Origin of the sequence: Enterococcus alishanensis (genome assembly GCF_019218635.1) — a bacterium.
Classification (GTDB): domain Bacteria; phylum Bacillota; class Bacilli; order Lactobacillales; family Enterococcaceae; genus Enterococcus_A; species Enterococcus_A alishanensis.
This window is the reverse complement of the sequence record NZ_JAHUZB010000001.1, coordinates 272,622-289,150: the sequence shown is the minus strand read 5'-3', so window position 1 is coordinate 289,150 and position 16,529 is coordinate 272,622. Positions and strand designations below refer to the sequence as shown.

16 protein-coding genes are annotated in these 16,529 nt (G+C 35.7%); 3 read left to right on the top strand and 13 right to left on the bottom strand.

Annotated elements, in window-relative coordinates; all coding sequences use genetic code 11:
• Nucleotides 1–5 precede the first annotated feature (5 nt).
• The 3 genes from KUA55_RS01430 to KUA55_RS01420 are packed head-to-tail and all read right to left on the bottom strand — an operon-like array spanning nt 6 to nt 2,600.
• Nucleotides 6–743, bottom strand: a complete 738-nt coding sequence (locus tag KUA55_RS01430) for an MBL fold metallo-hydrolase (protein ID WP_218324392.1) — start codon at nt 741–743, stop codon at nt 6–8.
• Nucleotides 744–755: 12 nt separating this feature from the next.
• On the bottom strand, nt 756–1,511 hold the full coding sequence (locus KUA55_RS01425; protein ID WP_218324391.1) for a DUF975 family protein: 756 nt from the start codon (nt 1,509–1,511) through the stop codon (nt 756–758).
• A gap of 12 nt (nt 1,512–1,523) precedes the next feature.
• On the bottom strand, nt 1,524–2,600 hold the full coding sequence (locus KUA55_RS01420; RefSeq protein ID WP_218324390.1) for a M42 family metallopeptidase: 1,077 nt from the start codon (nt 2,598–2,600) through the stop codon (nt 1,524–1,526).
• A gap of 103 nt (nt 2,601–2,703) precedes the next feature.
• Between KUA55_RS01420 and KUA55_RS01415 the strand changes: the two genes are divergently transcribed.
• Nucleotides 2,704–3,117 (top strand): NUDIX domain-containing protein, encoded by a 414-nt coding sequence (locus tag KUA55_RS01415; RefSeq protein ID WP_218324389.1) that lies wholly within the window; start codon nt 2,704–2,706, stop codon nt 3,115–3,117.
• 34 nt (nt 3,118–3,151) lie between these two features.
• Here KUA55_RS01415 and dltD read toward each other — a convergent pair whose 3' ends face one another.
• The 7 genes from dltD to KUA55_RS01380 all read right to left on the bottom strand — a co-directional run bounded on the left by dltD (nt 3,152) and on the right by KUA55_RS01380 (nt 10,449).
• The gene (gene dltD, locus KUA55_RS01410; RefSeq protein ID WP_218324388.1) at nt 3,152–4,408 is read right to left on the bottom strand and encodes a D-alanyl-lipoteichoic acid biosynthesis protein DltD; all 1,257 of its coding nucleotides are present in this window, start codon (nt 4,406–4,408) and stop codon (nt 3,152–3,154) included.
• The gene (gene dltC, locus KUA55_RS01405) at nt 4,408–4,647 is read right to left on the bottom strand and encodes a D-alanine--poly(phosphoribitol) ligase subunit DltC (protein WP_246601341.1); all 240 of its coding nucleotides are present in this window, start codon (nt 4,645–4,647) and stop codon (nt 4,408–4,410) included. The genes dltD and dltC overlap by 1 nt, the downstream gene beginning before the upstream one ends.
• 12 nt (nt 4,648–4,659) lie before the next feature.
• Nucleotides 4,660–5,868, bottom strand: a complete 1,209-nt coding sequence (gene dltB / locus KUA55_RS01400; RefSeq protein WP_218324386.1) for a D-alanyl-lipoteichoic acid biosynthesis protein DltB — start codon at nt 5,866–5,868, stop codon at nt 4,660–4,662.
• The gene (gene dltA / locus KUA55_RS01395; RefSeq protein ID WP_218324385.1) at nt 5,865–7,379 is read right to left on the bottom strand and encodes a D-alanine--poly(phosphoribitol) ligase subunit DltA; all 1,515 of its coding nucleotides are present in this window, start codon (nt 7,377–7,379) and stop codon (nt 5,865–5,867) included. Before dltA ends, dltB begins: the two co-directional genes overlap by 4 nt.
• 14 nt (nt 7,380–7,393) lie before the next feature.
• On the bottom strand, nt 7,394–7,543 hold the full coding sequence (locus KUA55_RS01390) for a teichoic acid D-Ala incorporation-associated protein DltX (RefSeq protein WP_218324384.1): 150 nt from the start codon (nt 7,541–7,543) through the stop codon (nt 7,394–7,396).
• Nucleotides 7,544–7,691: 148 nt separating this feature from the next.
• A complete protein-coding gene (locus KUA55_RS01385; RefSeq protein ID WP_218324383.1) occupies nt 7,692–9,692 on the bottom strand; it encodes an FtsX-like permease family protein in 2,001 nt (666 codons plus the stop codon).
• Complete coding sequence (locus KUA55_RS01380; RefSeq protein WP_218324382.1) at nt 9,682–10,449, bottom strand: ABC transporter ATP-binding protein; 768 nt, start codon at nt 10,447–10,449, stop codon at nt 9,682–9,684. The genes KUA55_RS01385 and KUA55_RS01380 overlap by 11 nt, the downstream gene beginning before the upstream one ends.
• A 272-nt stretch (nt 10,450–10,721) precedes the next feature.
• On the opposite strand from KUA55_RS01380, the gene nrdD reads away from it, so the two are divergent.
• Nucleotides 10,722–12,911, top strand: a complete 2,190-nt coding sequence (gene nrdD / locus KUA55_RS01375; protein WP_425514593.1) for an anaerobic ribonucleoside-triphosphate reductase — start codon at nt 10,722–10,724, stop codon at nt 12,909–12,911.
• Nucleotides 12,912–12,971: 60 nt separating this feature from the next.
• A complete protein-coding gene (gene nrdG, locus KUA55_RS01370; RefSeq protein WP_218324380.1) occupies nt 12,972–13,574 on the top strand; it encodes an anaerobic ribonucleoside-triphosphate reductase activating protein in 603 nt (200 codons plus the stop codon).
• Here nrdG and dinB read toward each other — a convergent pair.
• The 3 genes from dinB to KUA55_RS01355 form a co-directional block, all read right to left on the bottom strand.
• On the bottom strand, nt 13,571–14,698 hold the full coding sequence (dinB, locus tag KUA55_RS01365; protein WP_218324379.1) for a DNA polymerase IV: 1,128 nt from the start codon (nt 14,696–14,698) through the stop codon (nt 13,571–13,573). The genes nrdG and dinB overlap by 4 nt on opposite strands.
• An 86-nt stretch (nt 14,699–14,784) precedes the next feature.
• Nucleotides 14,785–15,312: a type II toxin-antitoxin system Phd/YefM family antitoxin gene (locus KUA55_RS01360; RefSeq protein ID WP_218324378.1), complete on the bottom strand. Its 528-nt coding sequence runs from the start codon at nt 15,310–15,312 to the stop codon at nt 14,785–14,787.
• Nucleotides 15,313–15,360: 48 nt separating this feature from the next.
• Nucleotides 15,361–16,422, bottom strand: a complete 1,062-nt coding sequence (locus KUA55_RS01355) for a DeoR family transcriptional regulator (protein WP_218324377.1) — start codon at nt 16,420–16,422, stop codon at nt 15,361–15,363.
• Nucleotides 16,423–16,529 lie beyond the last annotated feature (107 nt).

Genomic DNA, 16,529 nt, shown 5'->3' with positions numbered 1-16,529 from the left:
ATCTCCTAAATGATAAATTTTTTATGGGGTTGGGCCAAGACCACTGGAATCTCTCCACTAGCAACTTGCGCTTGTTGGCGAAGCTCCTCCAGATTACCAATTTGCGGTAAGTGAGTTAGCACTAATTTTTTCGCATGGGCATTTTTTGCAAACGTTCCAGCTTCTTGAGCTGTAAAATGCGCTTTATGGTGTTCATTGCCGTTAAATAAATAAGTGTCAGCTAAAAATAAATCGGCATCTTTTGCGAACTGATTAAAGCTCTCTAAGTAACCAGAATCACCGGTAAAGACAAAGATGGCGCCCGTTTTTATTTCTACAAACCGCATGGCATAACAAGGAACCGGATGAATAGTTTTCATAAAGGTAACAAGAAATGGGCCCAATTTCAATTCTTCTGATTCAAAGTAAGGACGACCTTCAGAAATACCCTCCATCGTCAAATCATTGAAATGAAATTCGTCTTCTGTATGACCATAAATCGGTAATATCGGTTTTGGCACTTCAGTTGGAAAAAGCTGCCAATAATATTGCAACACCCCTAAATCAGCAATATGATCGTGATGATAATGGCTCAAAATAACTGCATCTAAAGCTAATGGATCTAACTCTTTTTCTAATTCCACCAAAGTACTACTACCGGCATCAATTAATAAATTAAAGCCATCCGCTTGTAGTAAAAAACTAGTAGTTCCTTGACCATCATAAGGATAGGCACCAAGACATCCTAGAACTGTCAGTTCCATTAAAATTCCCCCTTACAGTAATTTTTCTTTGACGGCTTGATCATAAAAAGCCGCACTGGCTGTTTGCGCGTAAGCTGCTGCAAAAAAGACTCCCACAAAAAGAGCGATAAAACCTAAGATAAACCAACCGATAAATGACAGTTGCAATAAAATATATTTACCCCAGCGATCTTTCATTAAATACCATGCCCGCGCAAAGCACTCTTTTAGACTTAACTCTGGATAATCAAAACTCACCCATACCGCAAAATTAAATAATACGCTAATAACAACTCCAATAACTAAATACAACAGTAATAGTATCACTGCTAAACTTGCAAAACCTAAACTCATCACAGAGTCAACCGTATATTGAGTAACACGTGAACCGAAAAGCATGTTAAGATAGACAGCCATACCGCTGCTTAATAAAATTGGTATGAAAATAACTAAACCGATAACATATTGAACGATTTGTGAAATCAAATGAACGAAAAGCATTTTTGAATAATATGGTTTTTGAAAAACAACAAACAGCATACTAATATCAGCTTTACCACCACGAGCCACGTATAAGCCTAGAAAATTTTGGGCATAAGAAAAGGCGAAACCAATCGTACAAAGTAAAATAAAAGCCGCCAACGACCGAGCCGATTCACTATTAAATACAGTCGATACTTGTTGAACAACAGTTGTTAAAATGGCGATTAAGAAAATAAAAGCTGCCATCTTCAGCCATTGTCCTTGCAATCTATTTTTTGCTGTTTCTTTAAAATTACTAATTGTCATTTTTTCTCTCCTCTAATAACTTTTTATTTTATTAACAACATCATTGTTTAAGCGAGCAACCACTTCTGTCACTAATTTTACCGTATTAAAATAATCATCTTCATGAATAATTGAAGTATGAGAATGCAAGTACCGCACTGGAACTGTAATTGCTAAAGAAGGGACGCCGTCACGAGTCAAGTGCATTTGACCAGCATCTGTCCCACCACCAGCAATAACGGTATATTGAAACGGAATATTTAATTCTTCTGCCACATCAATTACAAAATCCAATAATTTTTTATGAGGAATCATTGATGCATCAAAAATTAAAATTTGCGGTCCTTTTCCTAAAACAGAATCAGCTTCTTTTGGTGACATTCCTGGAGTATCTCCAGCAGTTCCCGTATCCAAAGCAAAAGCAATATCCGGGTTAACTAAATGAGTACTAGTTCGTGCTCCACGTAAGCCAACTTCTTCTTGCACATCACTGCCAGCAAATAAAACATTGCTGTGATCACGTTTAGAGAGATTTTCCAATACTCGTAAAGCAATCGCCGTACCAATTCGATTGTCCCAAGCTTTTGCCAATAAAAATTTTGAATGATTCATGCGTTTATACGAAATATATGGCGTAATCATATCTCCCGGACGAATGCCCCATTCTTGCGCTTCTTCAAGACTACTTGCACCAATATCAATAAACATATCTTTCACATCATATGGTTTTTTTCGAGCTTCCATAGACAACACATGAGGCGGTTTTGATCCAATAACTCCGTGGATATAATCGCCCTGACGGGTTTTAATTTCAACTTCTTGTGCTAGCATGACTTGATTCCACCAGCCGCCAATCGTTTGAAATTCAATAAAACCTTTCTCAGTAATTTTTGTTACCATAAAACCAACTTCATCCATATGTCCTGATATAAAGATTTTTGGTCCACCAGCGCCTTGTTTTGCAATCACACTACCTAAATTATCAAAAAAGATATCGTCAGCAAATGGCTGTGCGTAGGTTTTAAAAATTTCTCTGACTTCATCTTCGTTCCCAGCAATGCCACGAGCAGAAGTTAAATCAATCAATAATTGTTCTTCTTTCTCTTCCATTTTATCTCCTCCTTAGGAAACTTCTATTTAAAAAGTATACCATTGTCAAAAAATAATGCGTAGAATAAACTATGTGTAAAAAAATATACTGGAGGAGCTTATAATGGCAAGAACTTTAGCAATCGAATTAACCATGATGTGCTTAATTAAAAACACTCAAGGACAATACTTAATCCAAAATAGAACAAAATCAGATTGGCCTGGCTGGACTTTTCCTGGTGGGCATGTTGAAAAAGATGAAAGTATCATGGCTGCAACAATCAGAGAATTAAAAGAAGAAACGGGTTTATCAGTACAACCGATACTAGCTGGTACCGCCGAATGGAATAATCACACAAAAGAAACCCGTGAATTGGCTTTTTTATTTACAGCTGAAACCCATGAAACTATTAATCAATCAGCAGAATTATTTTGGGTAACGAAAGAAGAATTATTGACCCATCAATTAGCAGGAACTTTGTCTGATTTATTACCAATATTTTTAGGGGAACTGGATACTATTTATTTTGAAGTTTAAAAAAGGAAATGGCTTTCGGACCATTTCCTCAATTTTATTTAATTGTCGCTGGATTTTGTTGTTGCCATTTTTTACTTAAAAAATATGCATTATTCATTTGATAATTTTGGGCTTCCTGTTTATTCCCTTTTAAGAATGGTGCAATTTTTTGATCAGCTGCTAACCAACCTTGCCAACCTAAATGAATCGTATCTTGCATGAAATAGTTGGTATTGTTGTCGTTAGTGAAATCAGCAATATTGTTAAAGCCTTGTGATTGCAGCTGATATTTAATTTTAGTACTAAATTGTTGTAACATTTCTTGAGACAAGCCAGTGTATTTAGACCATTTACCGTTAACTGGCGGAATGATGAATAAGACATCCGCATGTTCTTTAGCCAATTGATCTAAAGCCAATTGAAAATCAGAAAATTCTTTTGAATACCGATAATCCAATTTGTTTTGCTTATTCCGTAATTCTGGCAAATGTTTTCTTAACCCACGGAAAAATTTATTTTGAATCTGCAACGAATTATCAGAAGTTTGTTCGCTCCCAATTTTGTTGGCTAGTTTTTTCAAATCGGCTTCATTATATTGATCCGGTAACTGTTTGGCACTAGCATCAATTTGTTTTTGCTTGCTTCTTAAGCCAATCGTTGAAAATAATTCATCTTCACGACTAAATAAGTTTAGTTTTAACTGGGAAATACGTTTATCAAAAGTACTAGGTAGTTTCCCCGCAGCAACATTTCTCAACATTTCATCAGTTCGGGCATCCTTTACTTTATACTGAACTAAACGTTTAGCTAAGTAGCGGTCACTTTCATCAATTTTTTTCAAATGTAACAGCCAATTTAAGGTTTGTTCCGGTGAATAATAAGCTTGAAAATATGCTTGTTTCAAGCCGTCCCGCACAAACCATTGTGGAGAAATAACAAAAACTACTTTTCGATTTTTTAAATCATTGCCCAATGACTGCATCATCATAAATTGTGCCATTGACTGTGTACCTGGTGCACCTAATAAAAACGGTGTGTAACCTCGTTGATATTTTTCCGCTAAAACAGACGGATGAAAAGGACTGATTCGGCTCAATTCAGATGACCCAAAAAAAGGAACATATTGATCAGTACTAAGAGCCTGTTTTTTGACGTCGTCTCCTCTTAAAATATTTCCCGACATGGAACTAGCAGCCTCTTTTAATAAAGCCGGATCATGTTGGTTGATTTTAACCGGTGAAAAGAATAAAACGACGATCAAGACCGCAGCTAAAATGACTGGCCCAAAAATACTAAAAAGTTGCTTTTTCATTATTCTTGTAAAGCTTTCACTTGTTGAATAATTTTATTCGGTGTACTCCAGTTGTCGCGGTCAAACTCAGACACCGGTACGTTGACGCCTAACTGTCCTTCTAATTCTACTAATAATTGTACGGTAGCCAGTGAATCCATCAAACCTTCAGCAAAAACATCCACATCTGGATTGTCTCTTACTTCGTCACTACCTGTTAAATCTTCTAAAATTGCAAATACTGTTTCTTCCATGTTCAATCGCTCCCTATTTTAAAAATGGTGGAAAAATAATTTATCTAAAAAGCCTGAGAAAATCAAAAAGCTAAAAATCACTGCATGAAAAGTTAATACTACTGCAAAAGCATGGGTAAACTTGTTTGATGGCAGCTTTTTCTTGTGCTTTTTCTTAAATCGCAACCATGCATCTGTCACACAGATTAAAGTCGCATGGTAAAAACCATACAAAATGTAATACCAAGTTAAGCCGTGCCAGATACCCATAATTAAAAACAAAGCAAAGTAACCGACATTTGAAGCGACGATTCGACTTTTGAAAACTTTCTTCTTAATCAAGGTGAACATCAAGCGCATATAAATATAATCACGAAACCAAAAAGACAAAGTCATGTGCCAACGATTCCAAAATTCTTTAATATTCCAAGATAGGAAAGGTTTATTAAAGTTAATTGGTGTATCATACCCCATAAGCTTACTGGTCCCAATTGCAAAATAACTATAACCTGCAAAATCAAAGAACAAATACATACTATAAACGTACATATAAGCAACTAAATACCAAGAGACACCGCCTTCAGCTAAAGCTCTAAAAGAAACTACTGGCAGCAATACCTGTCCAAAAAAATATCCAATTAAAAACTTATAAAGAAAACCCATAAAAATATCATGAATCCCTCGTTGTAAAAAAGGCAGGTAATCTTCTCGGGTAGGTGGATTCTTTAAATCTTTTTCAAAACGACGATAACGATCAATTGGTCCTGACGAAATAGTAGGAAAGAACAACAGAAATTTGATATACGTCAAAGGACTATATTCTTTGATCACACCATCTCGCATTTCCATAATGATTTGAACCGACTTAAAGGTCAGATATGAAATCCCTAAAAATCCAAAAATCGAATTATTGCCTGCTTCAAATAACGGCGTCACTTTCACAAAAATCAGAGGCACAATACTTAATAAAACTGCCCCGTAAAAAACCCATTGATGATTGGCTTTTTGACGATAGCGAAAATATAGTTCCACCAAAATACTTTGAAAAATCACATAAAAAATTAAAGCCAAACCTTGACGATAATCTTTTCCGCCAAATGAAACAAATAAGAAAAACAAGGTTATCAGTGATTGGTATATATTTAAACGTCGCCCATTTAATAAGGCAATCATTATTGGTAATAAGGCCACCAGTAACATCACAAAGTAAATCGGTGAAGCATAAGGCACCATATGTGGAATAATCATGGGCGATTCACCTCGTTGATTAAGCCTTTACGGTCAATTTTTCCGTTGGTTGTTCGGGGGATTTGATCTACATAAATGAATTTCTGGGGAATCATGTAGTCCATCACTCCTTGGCTTAATTCAGCTTTGATAGCTTTGGTCAATTGATAATCTTTAGCAAAATCATTTGAATTTGCTACGACAAAGGCAACTAACTGTTGCACTTTGTGATCTTGATATTTTGGTACCACAGTTGCCTGTTTCACATAAGAAACTTTTTCTAAATGATGATCAATATCTTCCAGTTCAATTCGAAAACCATGTAATTTGACTTGAAAATCAATTCGGCCTTCATATTCCAGCAAGCCATCGACAGTTAATTTCCCGCTGTCTCCTGTTTTATAAGCGGGCACCCCATCAATCGTTAGAAAAGCCGCAGCTGTTTTCTCGGGATTATTTAAATATCCTTTGGAAACACTAGGACCTTTAATCACGATTTCACCAATTTGATCGGCTAGTTGTAACTCGTCTTCATCAATAATTAATAACTCCGTATCTTCTTTCACATAACCGATGGGTACACGGTCATATTTTGTCAAAATTTCTGGTGTAATCAACACTTGCGAAATAGCTACGGTAGCCTCAGTAGGTCCGTAAGTATTAAAAATTTTCGCATTAGGGAACCGACGTAACAGTTCTTCTGCCGTTTTCCGTGTCAGTTCTTCGCCACAAAATTGAAAAATTTCAAGGGACGGTACATGTTCTCCATCAAAGTCTTTTTCCATTAAACAAATATCCATGAAAGACGGCGTCGACACCCAAATATTCAAATCTAGACTAGGTAGAAATGAAAATAATTTAGGAAAATCATTGATAATTGTTTTATCCATCGGTACCAAAGTACCACCACTAGTTAAAGCGGGATAAATACTCATTACTGACAAATCAAATGAGTATGGTGCCTGTGACAAAAATCGTTTTCCCGAAGCAATACCAAAATCTTGTAGATCCCAATTTAGGAAACTGCTTAAATTATCATGACTAATCTGCACTCCTTTGGGCACACCAGTTGTACCGGAAGTGAAAATGATATAGTAATTTTCGTCACGAGTTACCGGTGTCGCTACAAAATTTTCTACTTTTGCTTGAAAGATTTGTTGCAAGTCTAAAGGAGTCACGATAGTTAACTCTGTCTCTAATGCACTAGGCCAATCATCAACTGCGATAATCAATTGCGGTTGTGCCACATTCAAAATTAATTCAACTCGTTCTTGTGGTGTATTGGCTTCAATAGGAATATAGGCTACTCCTGTTTTTGAAACGGCTAAAAAGGCTGCTAACATTTCAAATTCTAATTCACCGTAGACGACCACTGGTGCTTTTGTTTTCAAATGATGCTGTAAAAAACTTGCCAAACTGTCCGAAGATTGTCGTAGGGTTTGATAAGTAAAACTTTCTGTCTCTGATTGATAAACTAAATTATCGGGAAATTCTTCCGCTAGGGCATCAATCGTTGCCACAATATTCTTCATAATAAACCCCTCCCCTAAAATTCGTTATAGATAAAATTCCCACCTTGAATACTCTTGTAATGATATAAATAAATCAAAACTAGGAAGATGGCAAAATAGAAAAGCGTGCGACCAATAAAGCTCAGCCAATATTTCGTCTTGGGTTTATTTAGCCAGACTTTCATTTTATCTACCTCCTTATTGATACTTATTATAATCTCTTCAAAGAACAGCTCCATTGATTGTCCTTACACAATAAGCTGGTCAACGAACGTTTTTGTCACATCAAAAAAACGATCCGAAATAACTTCGAATCGCTTCAAAATATTTTTATTAAATAAACCGTTTTTGATATTGGCAAATCCCCCAGTAAAATATGAAGTAAATAATTAACAAAACACCACAGAAAAGATAAACAAACCAATAGCTAGCATTAGCCACCAATTGTTGAAAAACTAGGATAGCAAAGCAACTATGCAGTAAACCAATCGCCGCAGTTGGGAAAAATACCACAAAATTTTCACGATAAATTTGTTTAACTAAATAATTGTTAGGAATACCCATCTGTTTTAATAGCTTAATCCGATCGCGTTTTTGCGGTAAGTCAGATAATTGCCGCATACTTGCCGTACTAGCCATCGTCACAATAAAAGTCACCACCACAAAAGTCATCATAAATAGCAATAATCCCACTTGATTTCTAGTTGAACGATAGATTTCTGATTTTGAGACGTAATTAATCCGGTAAGCCGCATTTTCTTGATTTTCTTCCGTTCTGGATACTTCACCGCTTAATTTATTATTATGCCATTCTAAATTTTCTTTAATTGGATCAATCCATTTTGAAGTCAGTTTTTGATCAATGATTTTTTGTAAAACCATCATCTCATTATTAGCTACATTAACTGCAGCTAATTTGTACGAAACACCAGAAATAGCTTGGTAAGTTTCATCTGAAACAACAATAATCTCTTGCCCTAAGCGTAAACTCGTATCACCTAAGTAATTAGTCTCCACTCCTTTTATCTGCAATACCCGATCGGCTAAATGAATCTTACTACTATATTTTATATAATCCTTTAAAATTGATTGAACTGGTGTAAACATAATTGCTTGATTGCCAGACAAATCAACTCTTGCTAACTGTGGATTTATTTTTCTAAAACGAAGATAATTTGATTGACTGATTAAATCAAAAAGTTGTGGCTTTTCATCGGTTCCTTCACCAACAATCCGCAATGTTTGCTGACCACCCACTAGTTTAAGGCTTAAAGTAGTCGCCTGATAGCCACTTAACTGGCTGACTTCACTTTTTATTGTTTGATAATTTTCTTGATCAATCATTAAAGACACTGGTGCAAATTCCCGAATATTATTCATTGATAAAGAAACTACCGCCGTCGTCGCGCCTAAAAATGCCAATGCTAAACCCAATAAAATCGTCATTGTTCCAGCTAAACGCCAATTTTTATAGTAATAGGCGAGGTTCTCACTGCGAGTCAATATTTTTAAATCACGATAAACACTGTCTACTTTTCGTTTTTGGTAATAGGGTAAAGTACAAGCAAAAAATAAATAGGTTCCAATAATACAAATAACAAAAATAATCAGCATGATTACTAAAATCGATTCCACTAAATAAAATTTCCCAACCGCTATTTGAACAATTTTTAAAAAGAAGATGGCGCTCCCCCAACCAACAGCCAAGAAAACAATCCCTAAAATTGCAGTGATTTTCTGAAATCTTTTTTTTCGATTTAATTGAGGAAAAGAAATTTTCTGATTTTCCCAAGAAAATTTGAAACTAGAAACTAACCACAACGTTTGAATTGCTACTAGCAGTAATAAGAAAATTAAAACTGTAGCTGTTGAGGTGATGGCTTCAAATGAAACAAAAAAATCAACTGCAATATTTAATCCCATTGCAAAGACTAAGATCATACTTAATAACTTTGAAAAAAGCATTCCTAAAGCAATCCCAATAATAAAGGAAATCCCCCCTAAGAGTAGCAATTCAAAGGCAAACCATAGATAGATTTGATAAAATTTCAAACCAAACAAATGAAAGATTGAAATGTCTTTACGGCGATTTTCGATAAAAAAACGATTGGTCGTCAGCATGAAATAAACTAAGATAAAGACAATTGCCGCAATGCCCAAAGTTAAAACTGAAACTACCTGAGCATTGTTTCCCGCTGTTTGGATAATCGGCTGCTCTTTGGTAATCGTCACAAATGAATAATAAAGCATCACCGCAAAAATCATACTAACTAAAAACAATAAATAGTTGCTTAACTGTCGAACAAAACCACGCCACATTAATTTAATCAGCATTGGCGCGCCCTCCTCCTCCAATCGTTGCTTGCATATCAATCACTTTTTCAAAAAATTCTTTGCGAGAAGATCGTCGGACAATTTCAGAGAAAAAACGACCGTCTTTAATAAACAAAACCCGATTACAGTAACTAGCGGTGTAAGGATCATGAGTCACCATTAGTATAGTTGTGTTTTCCTGTAAGTTGATTTCGGCTAGGTAATTTAAAAACTCAGTAGCCATCTTAGAATCTAGCGCACCAGTAGGTTCATCCGCTAACAAGATCGGTTGTCGCGCCACTAAAGCTCGAGCCGCAGCAGTCCGCTGTCTTTGCCCCATCGAAACTTCTTCAGGATAATGATCTAAAATGTCATAAATTCCTAATATTTTCGCCAGTTCCTCAACTCTATTCATCATTTCAGCCGTAGATAGTTTTGAAACTGTCAAAGGCAAAACAATATTGTCTCTTAGTGTCAGACTATCAATCAAATGAAATTCTTGAAATATAAAACCTAGATTCTCCCGCCGAAAATCGGTTAATTTGTTTTCTCGCATACGAGTGATATCCTGCTGATTGATTCTCACTTGACCCATCGTTGGAGTGGCGATAGTGGCCAGTATATTCATTAAAGTAGTTTTACCGGCACCACTAGGACCCATGATGCCAACAAACTCACCTTTTTCAATTGAAAAATTCAAATCATCTAAAATAGTCATTTTATTTTTTCGATTACCAAAAGTTTTAGTAAGATGTTGCACTTCAATTAATTTTTCCATTGATTTATCCTTTAAATTTTTTCTTTATCGTATCACAGAATGGCATTGGTGGAATCTTTTTCGAATTTTAAAATAAAGATAGCAATAATTAATTAATCTTTCAAAAAAGCCTATGACTATCAGTTTTCATTGATTTTACAAGGAAATACAAACACAATATATAGTGTTTTATTTGGTACAATTAAAATATACACCACTATATCTAGTTGAATCTTTCTGAAGATTATTATAAGATATATTATGAATTATTTAGAAACGGAGTGGTTGGTATGATGGAAATTCGCAACAATGATACTTTTGTCGCAACTTTTCAATCTTCTTTGGGAGAGATGAAAGTCATCAAACGCGATGGTCGCCAAACAATATTTGATGACCAAAAAATTTATGACGCATTAATTAAAGCACAGGCAAAAATTCAAGGGAGTCTTGATCCTTTATCTCATGTAAAAATTCAATCAATTGTTGAAAAAGTAGATGCAGAAATCGCCCAACGTTTTAATCGGGATATCAAAATTTATGAAATTCAAAATATAGTGGAGCACGTCTTGTTGGAAAACAATCAGTATGACTTGGCGCAAGAATATATTAATTACCGCACCAATCGTGATTTCCAACGAAGTCAAGCCACTGATATTAACTTTACAATTAGCAAACTAATCAATAAAGATCAAACTGTCGTTAATGAAAATGCCAATAAAGACAGCGATGTTTTTAATACCCAACGAGATTTAACAGCTGGGATTGTCGGCAAATCAATCGGCTTAAAAATGTTGCCACCGCATGTTGCTAATGCCCATCAAAAAGGCGATATTCATTACCATGACTTAGACTATCATCCGTATACACCGATGACTAACTGCTGCTTGATTGACTTTAAAGGGATGTTAAATGACGGCTTTAAGATTGGGAATGCCGAAGTAGAAAGTCCAAAATCAATCCAGACAGCGACAGCACAAATTTCGCAAATTATCGCTAACGTAGCTTCTAGTCAATACGGCGGTTGTTCTGCTGATCGCACCGATGAATTACTAGCACCGTTTGCTGAATTAAATTATCAAAAACATTTAAAAGATGCGGAAGAATGGATTGAAACACCTAGTCGTCGTGAAGAATATGCCAAAGCAAAAACTAAAAAAGACATTTACGATGCGATGCAAAGTCTAGAATATGAAATCAATACTTTATTTACTTCTAATGGTCAAACACCTTTCACTTCGTTAGGTTTTGGTCTAGGAACTTCTTGGTTTGAAAAAGAAATTCAAAAAGCCATTTTGCAAATTCGAATTGAAGGCTTAGGTAGTGAAAAGCGCACAGCTATTTTCCCTAAACTAATCTTTACTTTAAGAGACGGTGTCAATTTAAAACCGACAGATCCAAATTATGAAGTTAAAGAATTAGCATTAGAATGTGCCACTAAACGGATGTATCCAGATATTTTAAATTACGATAAGATCGTTGAATTAACAGGCAGTTTTAAAGTACCAATGGGTTGTCGTTCTTTCCTACAAGGCTGGAAAGATGAAAGTGGCGAAGAAATTAATGTTGGGCGTATGAATTTAGGTGTTGTAACCTTGAACTTACCGCGAATTGCCATGGAAGCTGGCGGCGATCAAGATAAATTCTGGTCTTTATTAGAAGAACGCTTAGCTACAGTCAAAGATGCGATGGTTTTCCGTGTAGATCGGTGTAAAGAAGCAAGTCCAGCTAACGCGCCAATTCTTTACCAATACGGTGCTTTTGGTAAACGATTGAATCGCAATGAATCAGTTGATGAATTATTTAAAAATAAACGCGCAACTATTTCATTAGGGTATATCGGCTTATACGAAGCAGCTTCGGCTTTCTTTGGCGGTGAATGGGAAAATAATTCAGAAGCCAAAAAATTCACTTTGGATATCTTAAAAAATCTGAAATTGCATGCAGATGCTTGGGGTAACGAATATGGCTATCATTTTAGTGTTTATTCAACACCAAGTGAAAGTTTAACTGATCGTTTCTGTCGTTTAGATACCGAACGCTTTGGCGTTGTTGAAAATATTACCGATAAAGAATATTACACTAATAGCTTCCATTATGATGTACGGAAAAATCCAACACCATTTGAAAAGCTAGATTTTGAAAAAGATTATCCAAAATATTGTTCTGGTGGCTTCATTCATTATTGCGAATATCCCGTACTACAACAAAATCCAAAAGCATTAGAAGCAGTTTGGGATTATGCGTACGATAAAATTGGTTATTTAGGTACCAACACACCGATTGATCATTGCTATGAATGTGGATTTGAAGGAGATTTTACGCCAACTAAACGAGGATTTGAATGTCCATCATGCGGCAATCACGATCCTAAAACAGTCGATGTCGTGAAAAGAACTTGCGGCTACTTAGGAAATCCGCAAGCACGTCCAATGGTTCACGGCCGTCATCAAGAAATTGCTTCACGTGTCAAACATATGAAATAAATAAAAGACTGTGGGAGAAGCCAAATTTTCCCGCAGTTTTTTCAAGATAAGAGGGAAAATATGCGAAATCCAAAACCAAAAGAATGGCTAGCATCAGATTTAAGCCAAAATTATATTGCTGATTACAAATCATTTAATTTTGTCGATGGTGAAGGTGTCAGAAACAGTTTGTACCTTTCTGGTTGTCCGTTTGCTTGTGAAGGTTGTTTTAATGTGGCCGCTCAAAACTTTCGTTACGGCAAACCTTATACAAAAGAATTAGAAGATCAAATTATTGCAGATACGAGTCATGATTATGTGCAAGGAATTACTTTATTAGGCGGCGAACCTTTTTTGAATACGCAGGTGGCTTTGTCTTTAGTTAACCGGATGAAAGAAGAATTTGGGGATGATAAAGATATCTGGTCTTGGAGCGGTTATACCTTTGAAGAATTATTGCTAGAGAGCGATGATAAATTAGAACTGCTAAACAAAATTGACGTTTTAGTTGATGGTCGTTTTATGGAAGATCAAAAGAATCTCATGCTCCAATTTCGTGGTAGTAGTAATCAACGGATTATTGACGTTAAAAAATCTTTAGCTGAAGGCAGAGTTGTTTTATGGGAAAAGCTGCATGATTCTAAAAAGGCTTTTGAACAAATCAAAAAGAGCGAGTTGATTTAATTCAACCGCTCTTTTTCTTGCCATAAAGGCAACACAATATTCTCATAGGCAATTGGATCGAGATTAGTGACTGTCACACCTAGTAAGCGAATCTGTTTTTCGATTCCACCGACCTCTTCCCAAATAATTCGTGCTTGAGAAAAAATCTCTTCTTTTTTTTGCAGGTATTCTGGTAATGTTATTCGCTTCGTGACAGTAGTAAAATCAGCATAGCGGATTTTAACAACTACCGTTTTGCCATGGCGTTGGACACGCTTTAAGGCCCCCTCAACTTTTTCAGAAAGTTGTCGCAACTGACTTAAGACTTCTTCTTCAGTAGATAAAGGTCGACCATATGTATGTTCTTTCCCAACTGATTTCCGCTCTCGCGTAATATTGACAGGTGAATCATGAATGCCACGAACTTTCCGATACAAGGAATAACCCATCTTACCAAATTGCTGAATCAAAAACATTTCACTTTTTTGATACAAGTCTTCCCCAGTAAAAATGCCTAACTCATTCATTTTAGGAACTGTTTTTTTTCCGACACCATGAAATTTTTCAATCGGTAATTTTTTTAGAAATACTTCGGCTTCTTCTGGTGAAATTACAGTCAATCCCCGTGGCTTTTGATAATCAGAAGCCAATTTGGCCAAAAATTTATTGTAGCTAACCCCTGCCGAACAAGTTAGTTGAACTTCCCGCCAAATATCTTTTTGGATGGATGTGGCAATTTTGATCGCTGAAGTTTGATCAATCTTATTGTTGGTGACATCTAAATAGGCTTCATCAATTGACATCGGTTCAATCACATCAGTGTAACGTAAAAAAACTTCCCGCACTTGTTTTGATACCCGTGAATATTTTTCATGATCACCTGGTTTAAAAATAGCTTCTGGGCAAAGTTCATAAGCTTTTTGAGCACTCATGGCTGAATGAATGCCATATTGTCTGGCTTTATAATTGGCAGTGGTAACAACTCCTTTGCCACCGGTATCAGAGGGGTGACGGGCAATAACCAACGGGTGCTTAGCCAATTCAGGATCATCACGTTCTTCAACCGACGCAAAAAAAGCGTCCATGTCGATATGTATAATTTTTCTTGATGTATCTTTTTTTAAAGGAAAATATAATTCCGCCACCTTTATTCACCTCACCTCCATTATAACCGAACATTTGTTTGCTGGCAAAAAGCCAATTCTGAATCTACTATCTTCAGAATTGGCTTTTATCTTTCAATCAAATTTACTTGTCCAATGGTAATCATATCGCTGCTACGGTGACTCTCATATGCTTCACCAAAAATTTCGGCATAAATAACTTTATTATTTTCTCTTCGTCGTAATTGGTAAATAATCTTCCCGGTTTCGGACAGTTCTCTTAATAACTCCGTAACGCCACCAAATCCAGTTTTTTTCGTAATGAAACCAGCTTGGACCATCCACTCATCTAAATATTTAACAGATAAGTTGGCACCTTTAACTAGAACTTTTCGTAAAGCGATAGCTAACTCTTCTAATTCTTCTGGCACTTGGTTTTCTTTTTCAACAGGTTTATATTGTTTATCTCTGAATTCAGACAACTCTTCTAAAAGCTCTTCATATTGTTCTTGGGTTAACATGATCCCAGCTACTTTTTCCCGGTTAAAGACATAGACTCCGGTACCAGCTTTACGGGCTTGGCCAAAGACATCCATCGGTGATTTTTTTACGTCAGTGATTGAAGATGTCGGCACATCAAGTTTTTTCAATTCCATCTCGGTCCCCCCTAGTCTTTTTCATTATAGCATATTACTAAGCAGAACTTAGGTTGCCAAAAACTTAGCCTCAATTTCTTTCATCACTTCTTCTTGCCAAAAATGATTATGAAAGTCATCATTACTAAAAGTTGAATAGCGCTCAACATAAAATGAGCACAAATAAGCATCACGGACTGTTTTTTCCAATGTATAAGCCAAGTCAGTCACCGGACAATTATCTAGTACAACAACTAGTTCTTTCATTTTTTTACTAATTCGCCAAAGTTTAGGGCTACTAGAAAAATCGGCCAGTTGATTGATAAAACCAATCGGAAATCCTTGAGAAAGATCCAATAATAACCGAAATAATTTTAATTGAAGACGTGCTTGTACCCGTGGATCATCTATCTTTAAATATTTAATCAGCATATAACTACATAATCGTGCATCACGATATAAGATGCTTTCAACTTCTTGATGCTGTAAATAAAAGCTCAAAAATAAATCATAATATCTTTTCTGCTCTTCAAAATAAAGTAAATATGCAACGGTTTCCGGCATTAGACTACGAGCTAAAAATTGATTAAAATGATCTGGACTAGCTACAAAATACTCCCATCCCAAAGCGAAATCTAAATGACCAGCATCTATAAATTGGTAAAAACGAAACATCTTTTCTTCAATTACATGCTTTTGATTTCCCACTTCAAAATCCAGTAAATACTGCCAACGCAATTGAAATAAAACAGCGTCATTACCAATTAGTCCTTCCTTAGTTAAAGAAAGATTGAGTTTCAACAATTTTTCATTTAAATGACGATAGGTACCTCTTTTATAAGGAATTGGGTGCTTCCACAAAAAATGACGAAAAACATTAAAGGCTTCACTTTCTTGCAACAAATCAAAATACAATTGATGATATACTTCAGCATTTTCCCAAACAATGACCCCTTTAGTAAAAAAATGTCCCTTTGTCTTTTCTAATTCCGCTAAATCTCGACGAACCGTTTTAGTACTGACACCAATTTCTTCTGCAAATTGTTTAACCCGCATTGGTTGTTGCTTCAAGCAATTCAGCAGCTTAATTTTGCGATTAATCTTAGCCTCAGTCAGTTGCTCCCAGATCATTTTGATCACCTTCTCTCAAGTAAAATATAGCATTTAATTTTTAAAAAAAATAAAATTTTTTGAACTTCTAGATAAAAATAAACGCCTGAAATATTCAGACGTTTATC

What these genes read in the sequence shown, in the direction of transcription:
- KUA55_RS01360 (WP_218324378.1), bottom strand. Translation starts at nt 15,312, where the DNA reads ATGGAATTGAAAAAACTTGATGTGCCGACATCTTCAATCACTGACGTA.
- KUA55_RS01420 (WP_218324390.1), bottom strand. Translation starts at nt 2,600, where the DNA reads ATGGAAGAGAAAGAAGAACAATTATTGATTGATTTAACTTCTGCTCGT.
- dltA (WP_218324385.1), bottom strand. Translation starts at nt 7,379, where the DNA reads ATGAAGAATATTGTGGCAACGATTGATGCCCTAGCGGAAGAATTTCCC.
- KUA55_RS01390 (WP_218324384.1), bottom strand. Translation starts at nt 7,543, where the DNA reads ATGAAAGTCTGGCTAAATAAACCCAAGACGAAATATTGGCTGAGCTTT.
- KUA55_RS01385 (WP_218324383.1), bottom strand. Translation starts at nt 9,692, where the DNA reads ATGCTGATTAAATTAATGTGGCGTGGTTTTGTTCGACAGTTAAGCAAC.
- KUA55_RS01430 (WP_218324392.1), bottom strand. Translation starts at nt 743, where the DNA reads ATGGAACTGACAGTTCTAGGATGTCTTGGTGCCTATCCTTATGATGGT.
- KUA55_RS01425 (WP_218324391.1), bottom strand. Translation starts at nt 1,511, where the DNA reads ATGACAATTAGTAATTTTAAAGAAACAGCAAAAAATAGATTGCAAGGA.
- KUA55_RS01380 (WP_218324382.1), bottom strand. Translation starts at nt 10,449, where the DNA reads ATGGAAAAATTAATTGAAGTGCAACATCTTACTAAAACTTTTGGTAAT.
- dltD (WP_218324388.1), bottom strand. Translation starts at nt 4,408, where the DNA reads ATGAAAAAGCAACTTTTTAGTATTTTTGGGCCAGTCATTTTAGCTGCG.
- nrdG (WP_218324380.1), top strand. Translation starts at nt 12,972, where the DNA reads ATGCGAAATCCAAAACCAAAAGAATGGCTAGCATCAGATTTAAGCCAA.
- KUA55_RS01415 (WP_218324389.1), top strand. Translation starts at nt 2,704, where the DNA reads ATGGCAAGAACTTTAGCAATCGAATTAACCATGATGTGCTTAATTAAA.
- dltB (WP_218324386.1), bottom strand. Translation starts at nt 5,868, where the DNA reads ATGATTATTCCACATATGGTGCCTTATGCTTCACCGATTTACTTTGTG.
- KUA55_RS01355 (WP_218324377.1), bottom strand. Translation starts at nt 16,422, where the DNA reads ATGATCTGGGAGCAACTGACTGAGGCTAAGATTAATCGCAAAATTAAG.
- nrdD (WP_425514593.1), top strand. Translation starts at nt 10,722, where the DNA reads ATGGAAATTCGCAACAATGATACTTTTGTCGCAACTTTTCAATCTTCT.